Below are 20,271 nucleotides of genomic sequence, written 5' to 3' on the forward strand. Positions count from 1 at the left end.
GCCGTCGCGCGTCCGTCAGACTGGCCACGTATTTACTGAACGCTTGGTCGGGAAATCGCGTCGCCGACCCGCACCGACACGTTCGAGGAGCGCCGATGTCCCACGGGTCCACCGAGGTCCTCCTGGTCGACGGGGTCCGCACCCCACCGGGCCGGTGCGGGGGCGACCTGGCCGCCGTGGAGCTCGACGAGGCCTTCGCCGCCCGGTCGATCGGCGTGCTGCGGCGGCTGGAGATCGACGAGGAGATCGTGAACGGCGACGGCCAGGGCGTCGTGATGCCCGTGGAGGGGGCATGAGCACCTCCGTCCCGACCCGGGTGGCCGTCATCGGCGGCGGCCGCATGGGCGCCGGCATCGCGCAGGTCTTCCTCGCCGCCGGCGCGCACGTCGCCGTCGTGGAGGCCGGTGGGCAGGCCGCGGAGGCCGCCCGTGGGCGCGTGGCCGAGGGGCTGGAGGAGTCCGCCCGCCGCGGCAAGCTGGACGGGGACGTCGAGACCGTCCTCGGCCGGCTGACCCTGCTCGAGACCCCCGCCGGCCTCGGTCGGGACACCGACCTGGTGATCGAGGCCGTCCCCGAGCGGGCCGACCTGAAGGCCGAGGTGCTGGGCGCGGCGGCGGCCGCCGCTGCTCCCGCCGCCGTGCTGGCCACGAACACCAGCTCCCTGTCGGTGACGGAGCTCGCCGCGGCGCTGGAGCGCCCCTCGCGCTTCCTCGGGATGCACTTCTTCAACCCGGTGCCGGCGTCCGAGCTCGTCGAGCTCGTCGTCGCGCCGGAGACCGATCCGGTGGTGGTCGACGCCGCCCGCGGCTGGGTGCGCGCCCTCGGCAAGACCGGCATCGTCGTGCGGGACTCCCCCGGCTTCGCCTCCTCGCGGCTGGGCGTGCTGCTGGGTCTGGAGGCCATCCGGATGCTCGAGGAGGGCGTCGCCGACGCCGAGGCCATCGACACCGCGATGGAACTGGGCTACCGCCACCCGATGGGCCCGCTGCGGTCTACCGACCTGGTCGGCCTGGACGTGCGGCTGGCGATCGCCGAGTACCTGCACCGGACCCTCGGCGAGCGGTTCGCCCCACCGCAGCTGCTCCGCGACAAGGTGGCGGCGGGCGAGCTGGGCCGCAAGACCGGGCGCGGGTTCCACACCTACGAGAGCTGAGAGGACCCGAGCCGGTGGACACCGCTGCCCTCGTCGACCCGGCCACGTACGAGGCCGGCCCGCCGTTCCGGTTGCTGGACCGACTGCGGGCCGAGACGCCGGTCCTCCGGGTGGAGGAGCCCGCCCTGCACGGCCAGCCGGCCGGCCCGGGGTTCTGGCTGGTGCTGCGGCACGCCGACGTGGAACGGGTGCTCCGGGACCCGGCGACGTTCTCCTCGTGGCTGGGCGCGACGCAGGTCCGCGACGCCGCCGACCTCGCCTGGGTCCGCCGGATGATGCTCAACACGGACCCGCCGGACCACTCCCGGCTCCGGCGGCTGCTCACCCGGTCGTTCACCCCGCGGGCCGTGGCCACGCTGACGGGGGCGATCGAGGCGACGGCGGCCCGGCTGGTGGACCAGATGGTGGGCGGCGCCGACGAGGGCCGGTGCGACTTCGCCGAGGACGTGGCCGCGGACCTGCCGCTGCTCACCCTCGCCGACGTCCTGGGCGTGCCGGCCGAGGACCGCTGGTTGATGTTCGACTGGTCGAACCGGGTGATCGGCTGGCAGGACCCCGACTACGCCACCTCCGCGACGTTCGACGGCACGGGCGGGACGACGATGGCCCGCGCGGCCGTCGCGCTGCGCCCGGCCCCCGGCCCGGACGGCCGGATGCCGGACCCGCGCACCCGCGCCGGCATTCCCGACCTCTACGCCTACGCCCGGCTGCTGGCCGAGGAGAAGCGCCGCTCCCCCGGCGGCGACGTGATGTCGATCCTGCTGGCCCAGGTGGACGAGGACGGCGGCCAGGTGAGCGACGAGGAGTTCGAGAACATGTTCTGGCTCTTCGCCGTGGCCGGGAACGAGACCCTGCGCAACGGCCTGCCCGGTGGGCTGATCGCGCTCCTGCAGCACCCCGACCAGCTGGCCGCGGTGCGTGCCGACCCGGCCCTGCTGCCCGGCGCGGTCGAGGAGATGCTGCGCTGGTGGACGCCGGTGATGGTCTTCCGCCGCACCGCCACGACCGACGTCGAGCTCGCCGGGGTCCGCATCCGCGCCGGGGACAAGGTCGTCGTCTCGTTCACGTCGGCCAACCGGGACGAGGCGGTGTTCGCCGATCCGGACCGCTTCGACGTCCGCCGCTCCCCCAACCCGCACCTGGCCTTCGGGCACGGGCCGCACTTCTGCCTCGGCGCACAGCTGGCGCGGGTCCAGATGCGTGCGCTGTTCGCCGAGCTGCTGCGTCGCACCGGTGCGCTGGAGCTGGACGGGCCGCCGGTGCTCCTGCGCTCGAACTTCCAGCGCGGGGTCAAGCACCTGCCCATCCGGTGGGTCGGGACCACGCCAGCGCGCTGACCACCGCGGCCAGGGACCCGGCCAGCCCCTCGGCGTCCCGCTCCTCGTCCTCCCGCCAGTGGCGGACCTGCTCGGCGGGGAGGACGGCCAGCAGGACGTCGGCGCGCGGCGACGCCGAGGAGTCGCGCCAGGCGGCGATGGCGGCCCGCGACATCGCCGAGGTCTTCTGAGTGGCGGGGCTCGGGAGCAGGGCCCGCTCCCGAGCTGCTCCGCTCACGCGGCGGGGGGCCAGGTCCTGGCGACCATCGTGAGGACGTCGTAGGTGGCCACGGGCTCGCCCTCGCCGTTCACCACGACGGCGTCCCAGCGGACCTCGCCGTGGTCGGCGCCGCCGCGCGGGGTGATCTGCTTGCAGGTGAGCGTGACCGTCAGCTCCTCCCCCGGCTTGACCGGGGTGAGGAAGCGCAGGTCGTCCACGCCGTAGTTGGCCAGCACCGGACCCGGGTCCGGGTCGACGAACAGCCCCGCCGCCCACGAGACGACCAGGTAGCCGTGGGCGACCCGGCCGCCGAAGAGCGGGTTGGCCCGGGCGGCCTCCTCGTCCATGTGGGCGTAGAAGGTGTCGCCGGTGAACTCGGCGAAGTGCTCGATGTCCTCCAGCGTCACCCGGCGCGGGCCGGCGGTCACCGAGTCACCGATGCGCAGCTCGGCCAGCGACTTGCGGAACGGGTGGACGCCGTCGTCGGTGCGGCGGGCCCCGGCGACCCAGCGGCCCCCGATGGCGGTGAGCATGTCGGGCGAGGCCTGCACCGCGGTGCGCTGCATGTGGTGCAGCACGCCGCGGATGCCGCCGAGCTCCTCGCCCCCGCCGGCGCGGCCCGGGCCACCGTGGACCAGCACCGGCAGCGGGGAGCCGTGGCCGGTGTTCTCCCCCGCGTCGTCGCGGTCGAGCACCAGGATCCGGCCGTGGGAGTGCGCGGCCCCGAGCACGAACCGACGCGCGAACTCCTCGTCGTGGGTCACCACGGAACCGACCAGGCTGCCCTGGCCGCGCGCGGCGAGCTCCACGGCCTGCGCCACGCCGTCGTAGGGCAGCACCGTGGCGACCGGCCCGAAGGCCTCGACGTCGTGCGGCTCGGCGGCGGTCAGGTCGTCGCAGCGCAGCAGCATCGGCGGCAGGAACGCGCCGCGGTCGCGGTCGGCCCCCACCACCTCGAAGTGGTCGGGGTCCCCGACGACCAGCTCGGCGACGCCGCGCAGGGCCTTGAGCGAGCGCAGCACCTCCTCGCGCTGGTCGAGGCTGGCCAGGGCACCCATCCGGACCCCCTCGGCGTCGGGGGCACCGACGACGACCTCGGCCAGCCGCTCCCGGGTCGCCTCGACGACGTCGTCCACCAGGTCGCGCGGCACGAGCGCGCGGCGGATCGCCGTGCACTTCTGGCCGGCCTTGACCGTCATCTCGGTGACCAGCTGCTCGACGAACAGGTCGAACTCGGGGGTGTCCCGGGTGGCGTCGGGCCCGAGCACGGAGCAGTTGAGCGAGTCGGCCTCGGCGTTGAACCGCACCGAGTTGGCGACCACCGCCGGGTGGCTGCGCAGCTTGCGGGCGGTCGCGGCCGAGCCGGTGAAGGACACCAGGTCCTGGCCGGCCAACCCGTCGAGCAGGCCGGTCGCGCTGCCGGCCAGCAGCTGCACCGAGCCCTCGGGCAGCAGGCCCGACTCGACGATCGCCCGGACGACCGCCTCGGTGAGGTACGCGGTCTGGCTGGCCGGTTTCACGATCGTCGGCACGCCGGCGAGGAAGGCCGGGGCCAGCTTCTCCAGGAAGCCCCAGACGGGGAAGTTGAACGCGTTGATCTGCACGGCCACCCCGCGCAGCGGCGTGCAGAGGTGCTGGCCGACGAAGGTGCCGCCCCTGCCGAGCGGCTCGACCGCACCGTCGAGGACGACGGTGTCGTCGGGCAGCTCGCGGCGGCCCTTGCTCGCGTAGGACAGGACCGTCCCGAAGCCGCCGTCGATGTCGACCGCGCTGTCGCGGTCGGTGGCGCCGGTGCGGCGGGACAGCGCGTACAACGCGTCCTTGTCGGCCATCAGGCGCAGGCCCAGCTGTTTGAGCAGGCCGGCCCGCTGGTGGAAGGTCAGCTCGCGCAGCGCCGGACCGCCGACGGTCCGGGCGTGGTCGAGCATGGCCGCCACGTCCAGGCCGGTGCTGCTGATCCGGACGACCGTCTCGCCGGTGACGGCGTCCGCGATCGGCGTCCCGTCGTCCGGTGCCACGTACCACCGCCCGGCGACGTAGCTCTCCAGGAGCGGGGCTGAGTCGGTCATGGTGGTCTCCTCAGGGGCCCGGTGGCCCGGGCCGGCAGGGGTCGGGGCGGGTGTCAGGACCTGGCGCGCAGGCCCTGGAAGGTCGTGGCGACGAGCGCGTCGGCGAGGTCGTCGGCGGACAGGCCGCCGTCGGGGCGGTACCACTCGGTGAGCGAGTTGACGGTGCCGAACAGCAGCCGGCTGGTGACCGCGGGGTCGACGTCGGGACGGACGTCGCCCTCCTCCTCGGCGGCGCGCACGAGGTCGGTGACGATCCGGTCGAACTCGCGGCGGCGCGCCAGCGCCGCCTCCTCGACCGGGGAGTTGCCGCGCACCCGGAGCAGCAGGGTGACGAACGGCAACCGCTCGGTGAGCACGCGGACCGAACCCCGGACGACGTGCTCCAGCCGGTCGATGGCCGGACCGCTGGTGGCGCCCGGCTCCTCGGTGACGGCGAACAACGCGTCCAGCGCGCGGTCCAGCGCCAGCCGCAGCAGCTCGACCTTGCTCGACACGTGGTGGTAGATCGCCGACTTGGTGACGCCGAGCCGGGTGGCGAGCTCGTCCATGCTCGTGGCGTCGTAGCCGCGCTCGTTGAAGACCGCGACCGCGATGTCCAGCAGGGAGTCCAGCGAGTGGCCGGGGCGGCCGCGCCGGGTCCGGGCCGGATCGGCCGTGGACGTCACGTGCGGTCCCGGTTGTCGTAGAGCCGCTTGAGCTTGCCCATGGACCGGGCCAGGGTCTCCGGGTCCACGACGAGCACCTCGATGCTGGTGCCGATGGTGTCCTTCACCGCCTTCGCGACCTCGGCCGCGGCGCTCGGCCGGCGCTCGGCCGGGCAGTCCGGGCGCGCCTCGACCCGGCAGGTGAGGTGGTCCATCCGGCCGCGGGTGGTCAGCTCCAGGGCGAAGTGCGGCGACAGTCCGGCCGTACGGAGGACGATCTCCTCGATCTGGGTCGGGAAGAGGTTGACCCCGCGCAGGATGATCATGTCGTCGGTGCGGCCGGTGATCTTCTCCATCCGGCGCATGCCGGGCCGGGCGGTGCCGGGCAGCAGGCGGGTGAGGTCGCGGGTGCGGTAGCGGATGACCGGCATGGCCTCCTTGGTGAGCGAGGTGAAGACCAGCTCGCCCTGCTCGCCCTCGGGGAGCACCTCGCCGGTGAGCGGGTCGATGACCTCCGGGTAGAAGTGGTCCTCCCAGACGTGGAGGCCGTCCTTGGTCTCCACGCACTCCTGGGCGACGCCGGGGCCCATCACCTCGGACAGGCCGTAGATGTCGACGGCGTGGATGCCGGCGCGCTCCTCCATCTCCCGGCGCATCTGCTCGGTCCACGGCTCGGCCCCGAAGATGCCGATCTCCAGCGAGCTGGCCCTGGGGTCGAGGCCCTGCTTCTCGAACTCGTCGATGACGGTGAGCATGTAGGACGGCGTCACCATGATCACCCTCGGCTCGAAGTCGGTGATCAGCTGGACCTGACGAGGGGTCATGCCGCCGGAGACCGGGATGACCGTGCACCCGAGCTGCTCCGCGCCGTAGTGGGCGCCGAGCCCGCCGGTGAACAGGCCGTAGCCGTAGGCGTTGTGCACCTTGTCACCGGGCCGTCCGCCGGCCGCGCGGATGGAGCGCGCCATGACGGTGGCCCAGGTGCCGAGGTCGCGCTCGGTGTAGCCGACGACCGTGGGCCGGCCCGTGGTGCCGGAGGACGCGTGCACCCGCCGGACCTGGTCCTGCGGGACGGCGAACATCCCGAACGGGTAGTTGTCCCGCAGGTCGGCCTTGCTGGTCGTGGGGAACCTCGCCAGGTCGGCGAGCTCCCTGCAGTCGTCGGGGTGCACGCCCGCGGCGTCGAAGGCCTGCCGGTAGTGCGGCACGTCGTCGTAGGCGTGCCGCAGCGTCCACCGCAGACGATCCAGCTGGAGGGCACGGAGCTCGTCGACGGACAGGCGCTCCGCCGGGTCGAGGAGCGTCTCGTCGGGGGGCGCCCCGAGGTGCCGGCTGCTCTCGCTCGTCGTAGCCGTCATGGCCGGTGCCTCCGTCGTGCAGCGTCGTCGCCGGACGGTCGGCGGAGCGCGAGGCGCCAAATACCGACCGGATGGTCAGGTAATCAACTCCCCCCCGGAGGCCCTGTCAAGCCCCCCGGAAGAACTCGCCCGGCGGGCTTGTGCGGCGGGAGCACGTCGTGCAGACTCATTACCGACCAAGCGGTCAGTAAATGACCGTTCGCCGTCGCACCCGAGGGAACGAGATGTCGGCACCCACCTTGGAACGGCCCGCTCCTGACGAGGCCGCGCTGCAGCGGCAGTTCGACGCCACGATCGCCGCCGACCACCGCATCGAGCCGCGCGACTGGATGCCCGAGGGCTACCGCAAGACGCTCATCCGGCAGGTCGCCCAGCACGCGCACTCCGAGATCATCGGGATGCAGCCGGAGGGCGACTGGCTGCTGTCCGCGCCGAGCCTGCGGCGCAAGGCGATCCTGCTGGCCAAGGTGCAGGACGAGGCCGGCCACGGCCTGTACCTGTACTCCGCCGCCGAGACGCTCGGTGCCGACCGGGCCGACCTCACCGACAAGCTCATCGAGCGCAAGCAGAAGTACAGCTCGATCTTCAACTACCCGACGCTCAGCTACGCCGACGTCGGCGTCATCGGCTGGCTGGTCGACGGCGCGGCGATCTGCAACCAGGTGCCGCTGTGCCGCTCCTCCTACGGGCCCTACGCCCGGGCGATGATCCGCATCTGCAAGGAGGAGTCCTTCCACCAGCGGCAGGGCTACGAGCTGCTGATGACGATGATGCGCGGCACCGACGAGCAGCGGGCGATGGTGCAGGACGCCGTCGACCGCTGGTGGTGGCCCTCGCTGATGATGTTCGGCCCGCCGGACGACGACAGCCCGAACTCGGCGCAGTCGATGGCCTGGGGGATCAAGCGGCACAGCAACGACGAGCTCCGCCAGCGCTTCGTGGACATGAGCGTCCCGCAGGCGGAGTTCCTCGGGGTCACGCTGCCCGACCCGGACCTGACCTGGGACGAGCAGAGCGGCCACTGGCGCTTCGGCGCGATCGACTGGGACGAGTTCAAGCGCGTCATCAGCGGCCACGGCCCGGCCAACGACGAGCGGATCGCCCGCCGCCGCGCCGCGCGCGACGACAACGCCTGGGTCACCGAGGCGGCGACGGCCTACGCACGCAAGCACGACGGCGGCCGACCGGCCGAGGAGCACGCCGGGAGCGCGGCATGAGCCTCACCAGCGAAGGCGGGCACGGCGCGGTCCCCACCGGCGCCGAGATCCCCGTCGAGCCCCGGCCCGCCGCCAGCCGGCGCGACTGGCCCCTGTACGAGGTGTTCGTGCGCGGGAAGCGCGGGCTCAACCACGTGCACGTCGGGTCGCTGCACGCGCCGGACGACGAGATGGCGGTGCACGCCGCCCGCGACGTCTACACCCGGCGCAACGAGGGCGTGAGCATCTGGGTGGTCAAGGCCGCCGACATCACCGCCTCGAGCCCCGACGAGAAGGACCCGCTGTTCGCCCCGAGCGGCGACAAGGTCTACCGCCACCCCACGTTCTACGAGATCCCCGAGGACGTCCCCCACATGTGAAGGACCCGCCTCCTCCCCACCGCTCGTTCCTCGCGGCGGGGCCCTGGAGGCGGGCCGACGGCTGGGCGCTCACCCGCGAAAGGAACGGTTGGCATGGCGCACGAGGAGACCGTGTACGAGGCCCTGGACCACGCGCACGGCGGCGAGGGTCACTGGGCGTTCGGCACCGGGTTCGACGAGCCCCTCGCCGGTGTCGACACCACCGTCCCCGACGGCATCGACCCCGCCGACCTCGGCGAGTACTGCCTGGTGCTCGGCGACGACGCGCTGGTGCTCGCCCAGCGGCTGACCCAGTGGATCACCGCCGCGCCGGAGCTCGAGGAGGAGGTGGCGATCGCCAACGTGGCGCTGGACCTGCTCGGCCAGGCCCGGCTGCTGCTCGCTCGTGCCGGCTCGGTGGGCGTGCTCGGCCGGTCCCGGGGGAAGGCCACGGAGAGCATCCCCGACGAGGACGCGCTCGCCTACTTCCGGGACCCCGACGAGTTCCGCAACTCCGGTCTGGTCGAGGCCCCCAACGGCGACTTCGCCCGGACGATGGTCCGGCTCCTCGTGGCCGCCACCGTCCGGCTGGCCGTCTTCACCCGCCTCCGCGGTTCCCGCGACCCCGTGCTCGCCGCGATCGCTGCCAAGGGCGTCAACGAGCTGGCCTACCACCGCGACCACGCCGCCCGCTGGGTGCTCCGCCTCGGCGACGGCACCGCGGAGTCGCACCGCCGCGCCCAGGCGGCGGCCGACACCGTGTGGCCGCTGCTGGCCGACGTCTTCACCGCCACCGACGTCGAGCGGCGGCTCACGGAGGCCGGCGTCGCCGTCGACCCGGCCGACGTCCGCGAGGAGGTCTCGTCGGTGCTGACGCAGGTGCTCGACCGGGCGACGCTGCGGGTGCCCGGGTGGCCGGCCGACACGGCTCCGCGCGGGCGCGTCGGCGAGCACGGCCCGGAGCTGGCCGAGCTGCTCGGCACGCTGCAGGGGCTGGCCCGGCAGCACCCGGCGGCGACGTGGTGAGCGCCGTGACCCTCCAGCCGGCCACCGCGACCGGCCCCCGGGCGATCGCCGAGACCGTCACCGACCCCGAACTGCCGATGCTCACGCTCGCCGACCTCGGCGTGCTGCGGGACGTGCGGACCGAGGACGACGGCACGGTGGTCGTCGACATCACGCCCACCTACTCCGGCTGCCCGGCGATGGGCGTCATGCGCGCCGACCTCCTGCACGCCCTCCACCGCGCGGGCTTCCCCCAGGTCGACGTCCGCACGGTGCTCTCCCCGGCGTGGAGCACCGACTGGATCAGCGAGGAGGGCCGGCGGAAGCTCGCCGCCGGCGGCATCGCCCCTCCGGGCAGGGCGCCCGTCCGCCCCGCGGGCCCGGTGCCGCTGCAGCTCGGCCCCACCCGCCGCACGGCCACCTGCCCGCAGTGCGGCTCGCTCGACACCGAGGAGCTGAGCGAGTTCAGCGCGACCGCCTGCAAGGCCCTCCGCCGCTGCCGCAGCTGCCGCGAGCCGTTCGAGCACGTCAAGGAGATCTGACCCGTGACCACCGCCGAGGCCCCGGCAGTCCCCGCGCGACGACGGCCGCAGTTCCACCCGTTGAAGGTCGCCCGCGTCGAGCAGCTGACCGACGACGCGGTCGCCGTCACCTTCGACGTCCCCCCGGAGCTGGCGGAGGACTACGCGTTCCGGCCCGGTCAGGCCCTCACCCTGCGCCGGGTGGACGGCGACCGCGACGAGCGGCGGTCCTACTCCATCTGCGCCCCGGTGGGCGCGCCGCCGCGGGTCGGTGTCCGGGAGGTGCCCGGCGGCTTCTTCTCCTCCTACCTCGTGCACGAGGTGCGGCCGGGCGACGAGATCGAGGTGCTCCCGCCGTCGGGCACCTTCACCGCCGACCTCTCCGTCCCGGCCGACCACGTCTTCGTCGTCGCCGGCTCCGGCATCACCCCCGCGCTCTCGCTGGCCGCCAGCGTGCTGCGCGACGGGCAGTCGACCGTCACCGTCTTCTACGGCAACCGGCGCACCAACACGGTGATGTTCGCCGACGAGCTCGCCGACCTGAAGGACCGCTACGGCACCCGGCTGCAGCTGGTGCACGTGCTGTCCCGCGAGCCGCGGGACGCCGAGCTGACCAGCGGCCGGCTCGACCGCGACCGGTTGCACGCGCTGATCGAGGCGTTCGTCGACGCCGAGCACGTCGACCACTGGTGGCTGTGCGGCCCGCACGGGATGGTCAGCGACGCCCGCGACCTCCTGGCCGCACTGGGCGTGCCGACCGACAGGGTGCACCAGGAGCTCTTCTACGTCGACGACGTCCCGCCGCAGCCCGTCCGCGGCGACGACCAGACCGTCGAGGGCCCGAGCAGCCAGGTCACCGTCGTCCTCGACGGCCGGTCGACCACGCTGGCCCTGCCCAAGGACGAGACCGTGCTGGACTCCGCCCAACGGGTCCGCTCGGACCTGCCGTTCGCCTGCAAGGGCGGGGTCTGCGGCACGTGCCGGGCGCGGGTCACCGACGGGGAGGTGGAGATGCGGCGGAACTACGCCCTCGAGCCGAAGGAGGTCGAGGCCGGTTACGTGCTGACCTGCCAGTCGGTGCCCGTGTCCGACGCCGTCACCGTGGACTTCGACGCCTGACCCGATGGCCCTGGCCGAGACCGAGCGGCTGCCGCGGGCAGCGCGAACCGGGCCGCCGGCCGAGCGGTTCCCGGACCTCCTGGCTGCGTCCGCGCGCCCCTTCGCCACCGAGGGGGGACCGGAGGGCACCGCCGCCTCCCCGGAGGAGCGGCCGGCCCGCTGGACGCCCGCGTGATCCCCGTCCCCGTCGGGGAGGTCGCCGAGCTGGACGTGGTGGTGACGCCGGAGATGACCGTCCGGTTCGACGAGCTCGGACCGGTGCACCCCGTGTACGCGACCTACTCGATGGCCAAGCACTTCGAGGAGGCCGGCCGGAAGCTGCTGCTCCGCCACCTCCAGCCGGGCGAGGGCGGCATCGGGCGGTCGGTGTCGGTCGAGCACCTCGGTCCGAGCTGGGTCGGCGACGCCATCCGGGTGACGGCCCGCTGCGTGGAGGTGCGGGGGAACCGGCTCACCTGCGAGTGCAGCGCCGTCGACGCCGACGGCCGCGAGCTGGGGCGGGGGACGACCGTCCAGGCCGTCCTCCCGCAGGAGGTGCTGGAGGCCCGGATCGGTGAGGGCGCGCGTGAGCGCGCCCGTCGAGCCGGACCAGGTGACGCCCGGCGCGGCACGGACTGACCGCCTCGTCGACCACACAGCCGGGGTGCTGCGGTGCTCAGCTGCCAGCGGGGGGCTGCGCCGAGGAAGGTGGCGAGGCGGGCGTGCGCGTCGGTGCCCGGGTACGCGTTCGGCAGCTGCCGCGCTCGGGTGCAGGCCGCTCCGCGGCCGGGCACCCGCAGACCGTTGTGCCCACCGCCACACTCCGATACCTTGGCGCCGTCAGATTACTGACCTTTCGGTCAGTAACAGCCCGGTCGCACCTCTGGGGTCCCGATGCCGGCTCGAACGGACACCGCACCGCACACCCGTCAGCGGATGAGCTCCGAGGAACGCAAGGTCCTCGCAGGCACCCTCGCCGGCACCACCATCGAGTGGTACGACTTCTTCATCTACGCCCAGGCGGCCGGCCTGGTGCTGGCGCCGCTGTTCCTCGCACCGGTGAGCGAGGACTCACCCGGGCTCGCCACGGTCATCTCGCTCGCGACCATCGGGATCAGCTTCCTGTTCCGCCCCCTGGGCGCCATCGTCGCAGGGCGCTTCGGTGACCGGCTGGGCCGCAAGAAGATGCTCGTCTTCACCCTCGTGCTGATGGGGGCGGCGACCGCCCTGATCGGCCTGCTCCCGACCTACGAGCAGATCGGCGTCGCCGCGCCGGCCCTGCTCGTCCTCCTGCGGGTCCTGCAGGGCTTCTCGGCGGGCGGGGAGTGGGGCGGTGCGGCGCTGATGTCCGTCGAGCACGCACCGGTCGGCCGCCGTGGGTTCTTCGGCGCGTACCCGCAGATCGGCGTGCCGATCGGGATGATCCTCGCGACGGGCGTGCTGTGGGTCCTGAGCACCGTGACGACGCCGGAGCAGTTCCAGTCGTGGGGCTGGCGGATCCCGTTCCTCCTCTCGGTCGTCCTGATCGTCATCGGCTACCTCATCCGGCGCGCCGTCGAGGAGAGCCCCGTCTTCAAGGAGATGCGGCTGCGGAGGAAGGAGTCCTCGGCACCGCTGCGCGACCTCTTCCGGAGCAACACCAAGGAGGTCGTCCTCACCGCGCTGATCTTCGTGGCGAACAACGCCGCGGGTTACCTGCTCATCGCGTTCTTCATCGCCTACGCCACCGGCGCCCTGGGGATGCCGCGCGAGTCGGTGCTCCTGGCCACCACGCTGGCCTCGTTCGGCTGGCTGGTCTTCACCATGTACGGCGGCGCCCTCTCCGACCGGATCGGCCGGGTGCGCACCTTCCAGATCGGCTATGCCCTGGTGTTCGTCTGGATGATCCCGCTGTTCCTGCTGATCGACTCCCGCAACATCTGGCTGTACGGGTTCGCGCTGTTCCTGCTGACCATCGGGCTGGGTCTCTCCTACGGGCCGATGTCGGCCATGTACGCGGAGATGTTCCCCGTCGCGGTCCGCTACTCCGGCGTGTCCATCGGCTACGCGCTCGGCGCGATCCTGGGCGGTGCCTTCGCCCCGATGATCGCTCAGCTCCTCCTGGAGTCGACCGGGTGGTCGGGGTCGGTCGGCCTCTACATCATGGCCCTCTGCCTCGTCTCCTTCGCGGCGGTGACCGTCGCCGGCGAGACCAGGGGGAACGACCTCCGGGTCGCCGAGGCCCACGACCAGTACCTGCGCGAGCACCCCGAGGCGGCGGACGAGCTGGGCCGCCGGACCTGACGCCCGCCGCCCGGCCCGGTCAGCCCCGCGCGGCCACCTCGTCGGACCCCCGCAGCCCGGTGGCGGCGAGCGCGGCGGGCAGCCCGTCGTCGTGGCGCCGGAAGCGGGTGATGACGCCGTCGGCCACGAGGAACTCCGACGCGACGACGGCCCGGCCCCGCTCGGCGCCCGTCGCGGGGTCGGCCCAGGTGGCCTCCTGCTCGACGACGACCGCACCCCCGGCACCGCAGAACCAGCGCAGCGGGCGGGCGGTGAACCCCGCCCGGGCCATCCACGGGCCCAGCACCTCGCGACCGCGCACGCTGCCCCGCGGCCCGACCACCTCGAGGTCCGGCGCGCACCGCGCCATGGCGGCCGCGGCGTCGGCGCGGTCCACCGCGTGCAGCCAGGCCTCGACGACCGCGAGCTGTCCGGTCACGACCGCGACCGTAGCCGCCGAGCGCATGGAGTGCCCCCCGCGAGGGCACATCCGGACCCCGACCGCAGCCGACCCCGGGAGGACCCCGTGACGACCACCCGCACCCGCCGCTGGCGCCTGGCCGCCGCCGGCATCGCGATCGCCGCGACCTCGTTCACCACCGCCGCGTGCGGCTCGGACACCGTGGACGACGGCGTCGAGCGCGAGGTCGAGGACGCCGGCAACGAGGTCGAGGAGGAGGTCGAGGGCGGCGACCAGGACGGCGACGGCTGACCCGCCCGCCGCGTGACCGTGCGGTGCACGGGGTACGCGGCCGCCCGTGAGCACCGACGCGACCACCACCTCGGCCAGCCGCGCGCAGCGGCTCGACCGGCTGCCCTTCACCCGCGAGCACGGCCGGCTCGTCGTGGGCTCCGGGCTGGGCTGGGCGCTGGACGCGATGGACGTCGGCCTCATCTCCTTCGTGATGGCCGCGCTCGCCGTCCAGTGGTCGCTCACCCCCACCGAGCTGTCCTGGATCGGCTCGATCGGCTTCGTCGGGATGGCGCTGGGCGCCACGCTCGGCGGGCTGCTGGCCGACCGGATCGGCCGACGGCAGGTCTTCGCGCTCACCCTGCTGGTCTTCGGCGTGGCCACCGGCGCCGCCGCACTCGCCTGGTCGGTGGCCTCGCTGCTGGTCTTCCGGTTCCTCATCGGCCTGGGGCTCGGTGCCGAGCTGCCGGTCGCCTCCACCCTGGTCAGCGAGTACGCACCCGCCCGGGTGCGCGGCCGGGTCGTCGTGGTGCTCGAGGCGTTCTGGGCGGTCGGCTGGCTGCTGGCGGCGCTGATCGGCTACCTCGTCGTCCCGGGCAGTGACGCCGGCTGGCGGTGGGCGCTGGCGCTGGGCGCCGTCCCCGCCCTGTACGCGGTGGTGGTGCGCCGCGGGCTGCCCGAGTCGGTGCGCTTCCTCGAGCTGCGCGGCCGGACCGACGAGGCCGAGGCCGCGGTGCGCCGCTTCGAGTCGGCGGCCGGCGTGGCGCCGGTGCCGTCGGCCCCGGCGCGGCCGGTGCCGGCCGCGCGACCGGGTGAGCTGTGGGCCCCGGGCTCCCGGCGGCGGACGGCGGCGCTGTGGACGGTCTGGTTCGGCATCAACTTCGCCTACTACGGGGCGTTCATCTGGCTGCCCACGCTGCTGGTCGCCTCGGGCTTCTCGCTGGTCCGCTCGTTCGGCTTCACGCTGCTCATCACGCTGGCCCAGCTGCCCGGCTACGCCGCCGCGGCGGTCCTCGTCGAGCGGTGGGGCCGCCGGCCGACGCTGGTGGTGTTCCTCCTGGGCTCCGCCGTCGGCGCGGGGCTGTTCGCGCTGGCTGCCGGCGACACCGCCGTCCTGGTCACCGGCATGGTGCTGTCCTTCTTCAACCTCGGGGCCTGGGGCGCGGTCTACGCCGTGACGCCGGAGGTCTACCCCACCGCGCTGCGCGCGACCGGTGCCGGCGCGGCTGCCGGCTTCGGCCGGATCGCCTCGATCGTCGCGCCGCTGTGCGTGCCGCCGCTGCTCACCGCCGGCGGCAACGGCCTGGTGTTCGCGACCTTCGCCGCCTTCTTCGTGCTCGCCGCGCTGGCCGGCTGGGCGCTGCCCGAGCGCCGCGGCGAGTCGCTGGAGACCCCCGTCGACTGACTCTCCGCGGTGATCGCGACACCCGGTCGCCGGCGATGACGCGCCAGGAGTGCAAAGAAGTCTTTGCAAACAGACCTCTGCATCCCTAGCCTCGGGAGGGTGATCGAGCAGACCCCGCCAACCCCGGCCGTCGACGTCCGCGACCCGCGGGTCCTGCGCGCCGTCGCCCACCCGCTGCGCGCGGCCCTGCTGGGCCTGCTGCGCGCCGAGGGGCCCTCGACCGCCTCGAGGCTGGGGCAGCGGCTCGGCGAGAGCAGCGGCAGCACCAGCTACCACCTGCGCCAGCTGGCCGGGTTCGGTCTGGTCGAGGAGGTGCCCGGCGAGGGCACCGGCCGCGAGCGGTGGTGGCGCGCCCTGCACCGCAGCACCCGGTGGAACACCGAGGACGTCGTCGGCCGGCCCGGCGGGCGCGAGGTGGTCGAGGAGCTGACCCACCAGAACCTGGCGACGCAGCGCCGCCTGCTGAGCGCGCACGCGGCGCAGCGGGAGCAGCTCGACGAGGCCTGGCGGGACGCGACCTCGCTCAACGACTGGGCGCTGCACCTCTCGCCGGCCGGGGCCCGGGCGCTGGTCGACGAGCTCAACGACGTCCTGGAGCGGTGGCGTGCCGAGCGGGAGGAGCCCGACCAGCCGCTGGTGCAGGTGCTGGTCGACGTCTTCCGGCTCGTGGAGCACCCGTCGTGACCGGCGTCCGCTCCGTCACCCGCCGCTACGTCGGGCTGACCGCGCTGCACTGGCTGCCGGTCGGGCTCGGCGCGCCGGTGACCGTGCTGCTGGCCTCGGCCCGGGGCCTGTCCCCCGCCGACATCGGGGTCGTCGTCGCCGTCTACTCGGTCGTCGTCCTGCTCCTCGAGCTGCCCACGGGCGGGCTGGCCGACGCCCTCGGCCACCGGCCGGTCCTGGTGCTCGCCGGGCTGATGACCACCGCCGGGCTGCTGCTCCTGGCCGTCGCCGACAGCACTGCGCTCTTCGCCCTGGCCTGGGCGCTCAAGGGCGTCGGGCGGGCGCTGGACTCCGGACCGCTGGAGGCCTGGTACGTCGACGCCGTCCACGCCGCGGACGCCGACGCCGACGTGACCCCGGGCCTGTCGCGGGCGGGCGCCGCGGACGGGGCGGGCCTGTGCCTGGGTGCGGTGCTCGGCGGGGTGCTGCCGTTGCTCGCCGACGGCGCCGGCGACGCGGTGCTGGTCCTCCCGGTGCTGCTGGCCGCGGCGCTGTCACTGGTCTCGGTCGCGGCCGTCGCCGTCCTCGTCGTCCCCGTCGGCGCGCCTCGCGGCTCGGGTGTTCCCGCGCTGGGCGCCGGCGTCCGCGCCGTGCCCGCCGTCGTCCGCGACACCGCGCGGCTGGTGTCGCGGGACCGCCTGCTGCGGCGGGTGCTCGCCGTCTCGCTGCTCGTCGGGGCCGTGCTGACCACGCTCGAGCTGCTCGGCCCGCTGCACGTCGCCGACCTCACCGGCAGCCGCACCGAGGGGGCCGCCGTCTTCGGCGTGGTCATGGCCGTCTCCTACGCCGCGGCGGGGCTCGGTGCCCTGCTGGCGCCGGCCGTCCGACGGCTGGCCCGCGGCTCGGTGGCGGGCGCCACCACCGGGCTGGCGGTGCTCGGCGCGCTCGCCGTCGCGACGGTGGCGGTCGCGGGACCGCTCGCCCTGGGCGGGCTGTTCGCCGTCTTCCACGTGGCGAACGCGGCGGCCTGGCCGCTGTGGAAGCAGGTGCTGCACGGGCAGGTGGCCGCCGGCCAGCGCGCCACCACGCTGTCGGCGTCGTCGCTGGCCCTGCAGGTCGGCGCCCTCGGCGGCAGCCTGCTGGTGCCCCGGCTGGCGGAGGTCGCGGGCACCGGCGCCGGCTTCCTCGCCGCCGCTGGGGCGCTGCTGGCGGTGGGGCTGGTGTCCGTCGGGCTGCGCCCGCGCCACTCCGCGGCGCCGGGCCCGGGTACACCGGCCGCGGCGGGGGTAGCGCCGGGGCATGGCTGAACCGACCAGCAACCACCTGCAGGGCCTGAGGGTCGCCGTCACCGGCGCCAGCGGGAACGTGGGGACGGCGCTGCTGCGCCGGCTCACCGCAGCGGGCAGCGGCGTGGCCGAGGTGCGGGGGCTGGTCCGGCGGCAGCCGCCCTCGATCGCGCCCTACGACGGCGTCCGGTGGCACCTGGCCGACCTCGGCGAGACCCGCAGCGAGCACGAGCTCACCCGCTTCCTCGACGGCGTCGACGCCGTCGTCCACCTGGCGTGGGCGCTGCAGCCGGGCCGGCAGCCCGAGCGGCTGCACCGGGTCAACGTCGACGGCACCCGACGGCTGGCCCGCGCCGCGGCCGGCGCGGGCGTGCAGCACTTCGTGCACCTGTCCTCGCTGGGCGCCTACGCCCCGGGCGGCGGCGACCGGGAGGTCGCCGAGGACTGGCCGGTCACCGGCATCCCCAGCGCCCAGTACAGCCGCGACAAGTCGCAGGCCGAACTGGTCGTCCGCGAGCAGCTCGGCTCCCGTGGGGGGACGACGCTGACCGTGGTGCGCCCGACGCTGGTGCTGCAGCCGGAGGCGAGCAGCGAGATCGGCCGCTACTTCCTCGGCCCGCTGCTGTTCGGCGCCGCCCGCCTGCTGCCCGGCTCGGTGGCCAGGCTGCTGCCGCTGCCCCTGCCGTCGCTGCGGGTGCAGGTGGTGCACGCCGACGACGTCGCCGACGCGCTGGTCGCGATGCTGGACCGCCGCGCCCCCGGGCCGTTCAACCTCGCCGCCGAGCCGACCTTCGACGCCGACTCGCTCGCCCGCGCACTGGGCGCGGTGCGGGTGCCGGTGCCGGCGGTCGCGCTGCGGACGGCGCTGTCGGCCGCCTTCCACGCCCACCTGGTGCCCACCGAGCCCGGCTGGCTCGACATCGCCCTGCAGGCGCCGGCGCTGGACAGCTCCCGCGCCCGCCGGCTGCTGGAGTGGTCCCCGCAGCACCCCGGGGACGAGGTGCTGCGGCAGTTCGTCGCCGCGCTCGGCCGCGGCGAGGGCGCGCCGGGCGCGCTGCTGCGCCCGGCCGGCGGCCCCGAGCGCGACCCCGCCGACGACCCGGCCAACGTGCCGCGGACCGACTGAAGAAGGACCCCGTCCTCCCCACCCCTCGCACGCTCGGGGCGGGCCCCGGGACGGGGCCGCGGTCGGGGCGGGGGCCTCCCTCAGGTTCGTGGCATACCGGCGTCGCGCAGCAGCCCGCCGCCGATGATCACCCGCTGCACCTCGCTGGTGCCCTCGTAGAGCCGGTAGAGCCGGGCGTCGCGGTAGAAGCGCTCGACCGGCGTCGTCCGCAGGTAGCCCAGGCCGCCGTGCACCTGCACCGCGCGGTCGACGGCCCGGCCGACCATCTCGGTACAGAAGAGCTTCGCCGACGACGGGCCGATCGAGGTGTCCTCGCCGGTGTCGTACCGGGCGGCGACGTCGCGGACCATCGCCCGGCCGGCCAGCAGCTCGGCGTGCGTGTCGGCGATGAGCGCCTGCACCAGCTGGAACCGGCCGACCGGGGCGCCGCCCTGCTTCGCGGTCGCGGCGTAGGCCACCGACTCGTCCAGCACCCGCTGCGCCATCCCGACGCAGAGCGCGGCGATGTGCAGCCGGCCGCGGGAGAGCACGGTGAGCGCCTTGGCGTAGCCGCGGCCCTCCTCGCCGATCAGCGCATCGGCGGGCACGCGGGCGTCGTCGAGGAAGACCTCGGCCGTCCAGGCGCCGGCCTGGCCCATCTTGCGGTCCTTCGGGCCGACGGTGACCCCGGGCGTCCTGGCGTCGACGACGAAGCTGGAGATGCCCCGCCCGCCCCTCTCGGCCGGGTCGCTGCGGGCGAAGACGACGAACAGGTCGGCGATCGGTGCGTTCGTGATGTAGCGCTTGGCCCCGTTGAGCACCCAGCCGTCGCCGTCCCGCCGGGCGGTGGTGCGCAGCCCCGCGGGGTCCGAGCCGGCCTCGGCCTCGGTCAGCGCGAACGCGCCGATCAGCTCGCCCGAGGCCAGCCGCGGCAGGTACGTCTTCTTCTGCTCGTCGCTGCCGAACTTCGCGATCACCTGACCGGCGATGCCGTTGTTCGTGCCGAACAGCGAGCGGAACGCCGGGGTGGTGTAGCCGAACTCGAAGGCCAGCTCGACGTCCTCGGCCATGGTCACGCCCAGGCCGCCGTGCTCCTCGGGGAGCGCGTAGCCGAACAGCCCCATCTCGGCGGCCTGCGCGCGCAGCTCGTCGGGGATGCGGTCCTCGTCCTCGATGCGTTCCTCGAGCGGGATGACGACCTCCCGCACGAGCTGCCGGACGGCGTCCCTGACCTGGCGGAAGTCCTCGGCGTCCACGCCGCCATGGTGCCGCGTCCCGGCCGGCTGGCGCAGCGGGGCTGCCGGGGACACGCCAGCGCGCTGCGCAGTCGCCCAGGCACGTTGGGTTGTGGCCGAGGGTGCACGGCACTACCGTTCGGAAGGACCGCCCGAAACCGTCGGCGGTGCAGCACCCCTGGTCGGAGTCCCCGTGCCGCACCTGCAGATCGCCGTGGTCCGCGCTCCGGACCAGGTCGTCGTCCGGCTGACCGGCGACGTGGACGTCCCGGCCGCCGGGCGGCTCACGCAGGCCCTGCAGGACGCCGCCGTCGGCGGGCGCGGGCCGGTCGTCGTGGACGTCGCCGGGGCCTGCTTCCGCGACTGCTCCGGACTGCGGGTGCTGGCCGTCTTCTCCGACACGCTCGTGCCCGCCGGGCGCTCCTGCCGTGTGGTGGGCGCGCCCGCGGCCACCCGCCACCTGGTCCGCTCCTCGGGGTTCGGCGACCGGATCGAGCTCGACGGGCCCGTGGACGAGGTCGCCCCGCGTCCCGCCGTCCCCCTGCCCGCACCGCGCACGCCGTCCCCGGCGCGCCGCACAGGTCTGCCGTACCAGGCACGACCCGCGCGGCGCGCCGAGGACCGGCCGCTGCGACGGCAGGTCCGCCCGGGGACGCTGCGCCGCTGGCGCTGATGAAGGACCCCG

The 20,271-nt window shown here is 74.6% G+C and carries 23 protein-coding genes; 17 read left to right on the plus strand and 6 right to left on the minus strand.

The features are described 5' to 3' along the window. Positions 1-95 precede the first annotated feature (95 nt). Genes ACI79G_RS07345 through ACI79G_RS07355 form a run of 3 tightly spaced genes read left to right on the plus strand, consistent with a single transcriptional unit; the run spans position 96 to position 2,490 of the window. On the plus strand, positions 96-296 hold the full coding sequence (locus ACI79G_RS07345) for a hypothetical protein (RefSeq protein ID WP_456880481.1): 201 nt from the start codon (positions 96-98) through the stop codon (positions 294-296). Continuing rightward, positions 293-1,153: a 3-hydroxyacyl-CoA dehydrogenase family protein gene (locus ACI79G_RS07350; protein ID WP_456880482.1), complete on the plus strand. Its 861-nt coding sequence runs from the start codon at positions 293-295 to the stop codon at positions 1,151-1,153. The genes ACI79G_RS07345 and ACI79G_RS07350 overlap by 4 nt, the downstream gene beginning before the upstream one ends. A 14-nt stretch (positions 1,154-1,167) precedes the next feature. Further along, positions 1,168-2,490 (plus strand): cytochrome P450, encoded by a 1,323-nt coding sequence (locus tag ACI79G_RS07355; RefSeq protein ID WP_456880483.1) that lies wholly within the window; start codon positions 1,168-1,170, stop codon positions 2,488-2,490. On the opposite strand, the gene ACI79G_RS07360 is transcribed toward ACI79G_RS07355, so the two are convergent. The 4 genes from ACI79G_RS07360 to paaK are packed head-to-tail and all read right to left on the minus strand — an operon-like array spanning position 2,444 to position 6,760. Further along, entirely contained in the window at positions 2,444-2,707 is a 264-nt protein-coding gene (locus ACI79G_RS07360) for a hypothetical protein (protein ID WP_456880484.1), read from the minus strand. The two genes, ACI79G_RS07355 and ACI79G_RS07360, sit on opposite strands and share 47 nt — an antisense overlap. Then, positions 2,704-4,758 carry a phenylacetic acid degradation bifunctional protein PaaZ gene (paaZ, locus tag ACI79G_RS07365; protein WP_456880485.1) on the minus strand — a complete coding sequence of 685 codons (2,055 nt, stop codon included), beginning with the start codon at positions 4,756-4,758 and terminating at the stop codon, positions 2,704-2,706. The genes ACI79G_RS07360 and paaZ overlap by 4 nt, the downstream gene beginning before the upstream one ends. 53 nt (positions 4,759-4,811) lie before the next feature. Next, complete coding sequence (locus ACI79G_RS07370) at positions 4,812-5,423, minus strand: TetR/AcrR family transcriptional regulator (protein ID WP_456880486.1); 612 nt, start codon at positions 5,421-5,423, stop codon at positions 4,812-4,814. Next, positions 5,420-6,760 carry a phenylacetate--CoA ligase PaaK gene (gene paaK, locus ACI79G_RS07375; protein WP_456880487.1) on the minus strand — a complete coding sequence of 447 codons (1,341 nt, stop codon included), beginning with the start codon at positions 6,758-6,760 and terminating at the stop codon, positions 5,420-5,422. Before paaK ends, ACI79G_RS07370 begins: the two co-directional genes overlap by 4 nt. A 224-nt stretch (positions 6,761-6,984) precedes the next feature. Between paaK and paaA the strand changes: the two genes are divergently transcribed. From paaA to ACI79G_RS07415, 8 genes are all read left to right on the plus strand, one after another. Beyond that, the gene (paaA, locus tag ACI79G_RS07380) at positions 6,985-7,977 is read left to right on the plus strand and encodes a 1,2-phenylacetyl-CoA epoxidase subunit PaaA (protein WP_456880488.1); all 993 of its coding nucleotides are present in this window, start codon (positions 6,985-6,987) and stop codon (positions 7,975-7,977) included. After that, the gene (gene paaB / locus ACI79G_RS07385) at positions 7,974-8,336 is read left to right on the plus strand and encodes a 1,2-phenylacetyl-CoA epoxidase subunit PaaB (protein WP_091215887.1); all 363 of its coding nucleotides are present in this window, start codon (positions 7,974-7,976) and stop codon (positions 8,334-8,336) included. The genes paaA and paaB overlap by 4 nt, the downstream gene beginning before the upstream one ends. 93 nt (positions 8,337-8,429) lie before the next feature. Next, entirely contained in the window at positions 8,430-9,341 is a 912-nt protein-coding gene (gene paaC, locus ACI79G_RS07390) for a 1,2-phenylacetyl-CoA epoxidase subunit PaaC (protein WP_456880489.1), read from the plus strand. Positions 9,342-9,346: 5 nt separating this feature from the next. Further along, positions 9,347-9,862 carry a 1,2-phenylacetyl-CoA epoxidase subunit PaaD gene (paaD, locus tag ACI79G_RS07395; RefSeq protein ID WP_456880490.1) on the plus strand — a complete coding sequence of 172 codons (516 nt, stop codon included), beginning with the start codon at positions 9,347-9,349 and terminating at the stop codon, positions 9,860-9,862. 3 nt (positions 9,863-9,865) lie between these two features. Beyond that, entirely contained in the window at positions 9,866-10,960 is a 1,095-nt protein-coding gene (paaE, locus tag ACI79G_RS07400) for a 1,2-phenylacetyl-CoA epoxidase subunit PaaE (RefSeq protein WP_456880491.1), read from the plus strand. Between the two features lie 4 nt (positions 10,961-10,964). After that, positions 10,965-11,135, plus strand: a complete 171-nt coding sequence (locus tag ACI79G_RS07405) for a hypothetical protein (RefSeq protein WP_456880492.1) — start codon at positions 10,965-10,967, stop codon at positions 11,133-11,135. Continuing rightward, positions 11,132-11,578: a thioesterase family protein gene (locus tag ACI79G_RS07410; protein ID WP_456880493.1), complete on the plus strand. Its 447-nt coding sequence runs from the start codon at positions 11,132-11,134 to the stop codon at positions 11,576-11,578. Before ACI79G_RS07405 ends, ACI79G_RS07410 begins: the two co-directional genes overlap by 4 nt. 297 nt (positions 11,579-11,875) lie before the next feature. Beyond that, positions 11,876-13,222, plus strand: a complete 1,347-nt coding sequence (locus ACI79G_RS07415) for an MFS transporter (RefSeq protein ID WP_456880494.1) — start codon at positions 11,876-11,878, stop codon at positions 13,220-13,222. A gap of 19 nt (positions 13,223-13,241) precedes the next feature. Here the strand turns inward: ACI79G_RS07415 and ACI79G_RS07420 are convergent, their stop codons facing one another. Next, entirely contained in the window at positions 13,242-13,640 is a 399-nt protein-coding gene (locus tag ACI79G_RS07420; RefSeq protein ID WP_456880495.1) for a nuclear transport factor 2 family protein, read from the minus strand. Positions 13,641-13,727: 87 nt separating this feature from the next. On the opposite strand from ACI79G_RS07420, the gene ACI79G_RS07425 reads away from it, so the two are divergent. From ACI79G_RS07425 to ACI79G_RS07445, 5 genes are all read left to right on the plus strand, one after another. Further along, a complete protein-coding gene (locus tag ACI79G_RS07425) occupies positions 13,728-13,913 on the plus strand; it encodes a hypothetical protein (protein ID WP_091215865.1) in 186 nt (61 codons plus the stop codon). Between the two features lie 46 nt (positions 13,914-13,959). Continuing rightward, on the plus strand, positions 13,960-15,297 hold the full coding sequence (locus ACI79G_RS07430; protein WP_456880496.1) for an MFS transporter: 1,338 nt from the start codon (positions 13,960-13,962) through the stop codon (positions 15,295-15,297). A gap of 99 nt (positions 15,298-15,396) precedes the next feature. Further along, positions 15,397-15,981: a helix-turn-helix domain-containing protein gene (locus tag ACI79G_RS07435; RefSeq protein WP_456880497.1), complete on the plus strand. Its 585-nt coding sequence runs from the start codon at positions 15,397-15,399 to the stop codon at positions 15,979-15,981. Then, positions 15,978-17,267: an MFS transporter gene (locus ACI79G_RS07440; RefSeq protein ID WP_456880498.1), complete on the plus strand. Its 1,290-nt coding sequence runs from the start codon at positions 15,978-15,980 to the stop codon at positions 17,265-17,267. The genes ACI79G_RS07435 and ACI79G_RS07440 overlap by 4 nt, the downstream gene beginning before the upstream one ends. Next, complete coding sequence (locus ACI79G_RS07445; protein ID WP_456880499.1) at positions 17,260-18,372, plus strand: NAD-dependent epimerase/dehydratase family protein; 1,113 nt, start codon at positions 17,260-17,262, stop codon at positions 18,370-18,372. Before ACI79G_RS07440 ends, ACI79G_RS07445 begins: the two co-directional genes overlap by 8 nt. An 80-nt stretch (positions 18,373-18,452) precedes the next feature. On the opposite strand, the gene ACI79G_RS07450 is transcribed toward ACI79G_RS07445, so the two are convergent. Next, positions 18,453-19,607 carry an acyl-CoA dehydrogenase family protein gene (locus ACI79G_RS07450; RefSeq protein ID WP_456880500.1) on the minus strand — a complete coding sequence of 385 codons (1,155 nt, stop codon included), beginning with the start codon at positions 19,605-19,607 and terminating at the stop codon, positions 18,453-18,455. A gap of 172 nt (positions 19,608-19,779) precedes the next feature. Between ACI79G_RS07450 and ACI79G_RS07455 the strand changes: the two genes are divergently transcribed. Beyond that, positions 19,780-20,259, plus strand: a complete 480-nt coding sequence (locus ACI79G_RS07455; protein WP_456880501.1) for an STAS domain-containing protein — start codon at positions 19,780-19,782, stop codon at positions 20,257-20,259. The last annotated feature ends 12 nt before the right edge of the window (positions 20,260-20,271 follow it).

The organism is Geodermatophilus sp. SYSU D00779 (assembly GCF_054050595.1).

Bases quoted from the DNA above. Each gene is read 5' to 3' on its own strand.
- ACI79G_RS07345 (WP_456880481.1), top strand. From the start codon at position 96: ATGTCCCACGGGTCCACCGAGGTCCTCCTGGTCGACGGGGTCCGCACC.
- ACI79G_RS07350 (WP_456880482.1), top strand. From the start codon at position 293: ATGAGCACCTCCGTCCCGACCCGGGTGGCCGTCATCGGCGGCGGCCGC.
- paaZ (WP_456880485.1), bottom strand. From the start codon at position 4,758: ATGACCGACTCAGCCCCGCTCCTGGAGAGCTACGTCGCCGGGCGGTGG.
- paaK (WP_456880487.1), bottom strand. From the start codon at position 6,760: ATGACGGCTACGACGAGCGAGAGCAGCCGGCACCTCGGGGCGCCCCCC.
- paaA (WP_456880488.1), top strand. From the start codon at position 6,985: ATGTCGGCACCCACCTTGGAACGGCCCGCTCCTGACGAGGCCGCGCTG.
- paaB (WP_091215887.1), top strand. From the start codon at position 7,974: ATGAGCCTCACCAGCGAAGGCGGGCACGGCGCGGTCCCCACCGGCGCC.
- paaC (WP_456880489.1), top strand. From the start codon at position 8,430: ATGGCGCACGAGGAGACCGTGTACGAGGCCCTGGACCACGCGCACGGC.
- ACI79G_RS07405 (WP_456880492.1), top strand. From the start codon at position 10,965: ATGGCCCTGGCCGAGACCGAGCGGCTGCCGCGGGCAGCGCGAACCGGG.
- ACI79G_RS07415 (WP_456880494.1), top strand. From the start codon at position 11,876: ATGAGCTCCGAGGAACGCAAGGTCCTCGCAGGCACCCTCGCCGGCACC.
- ACI79G_RS07445 (WP_456880499.1), top strand. From the start codon at position 17,260: ATGGCTGAACCGACCAGCAACCACCTGCAGGGCCTGAGGGTCGCCGTC.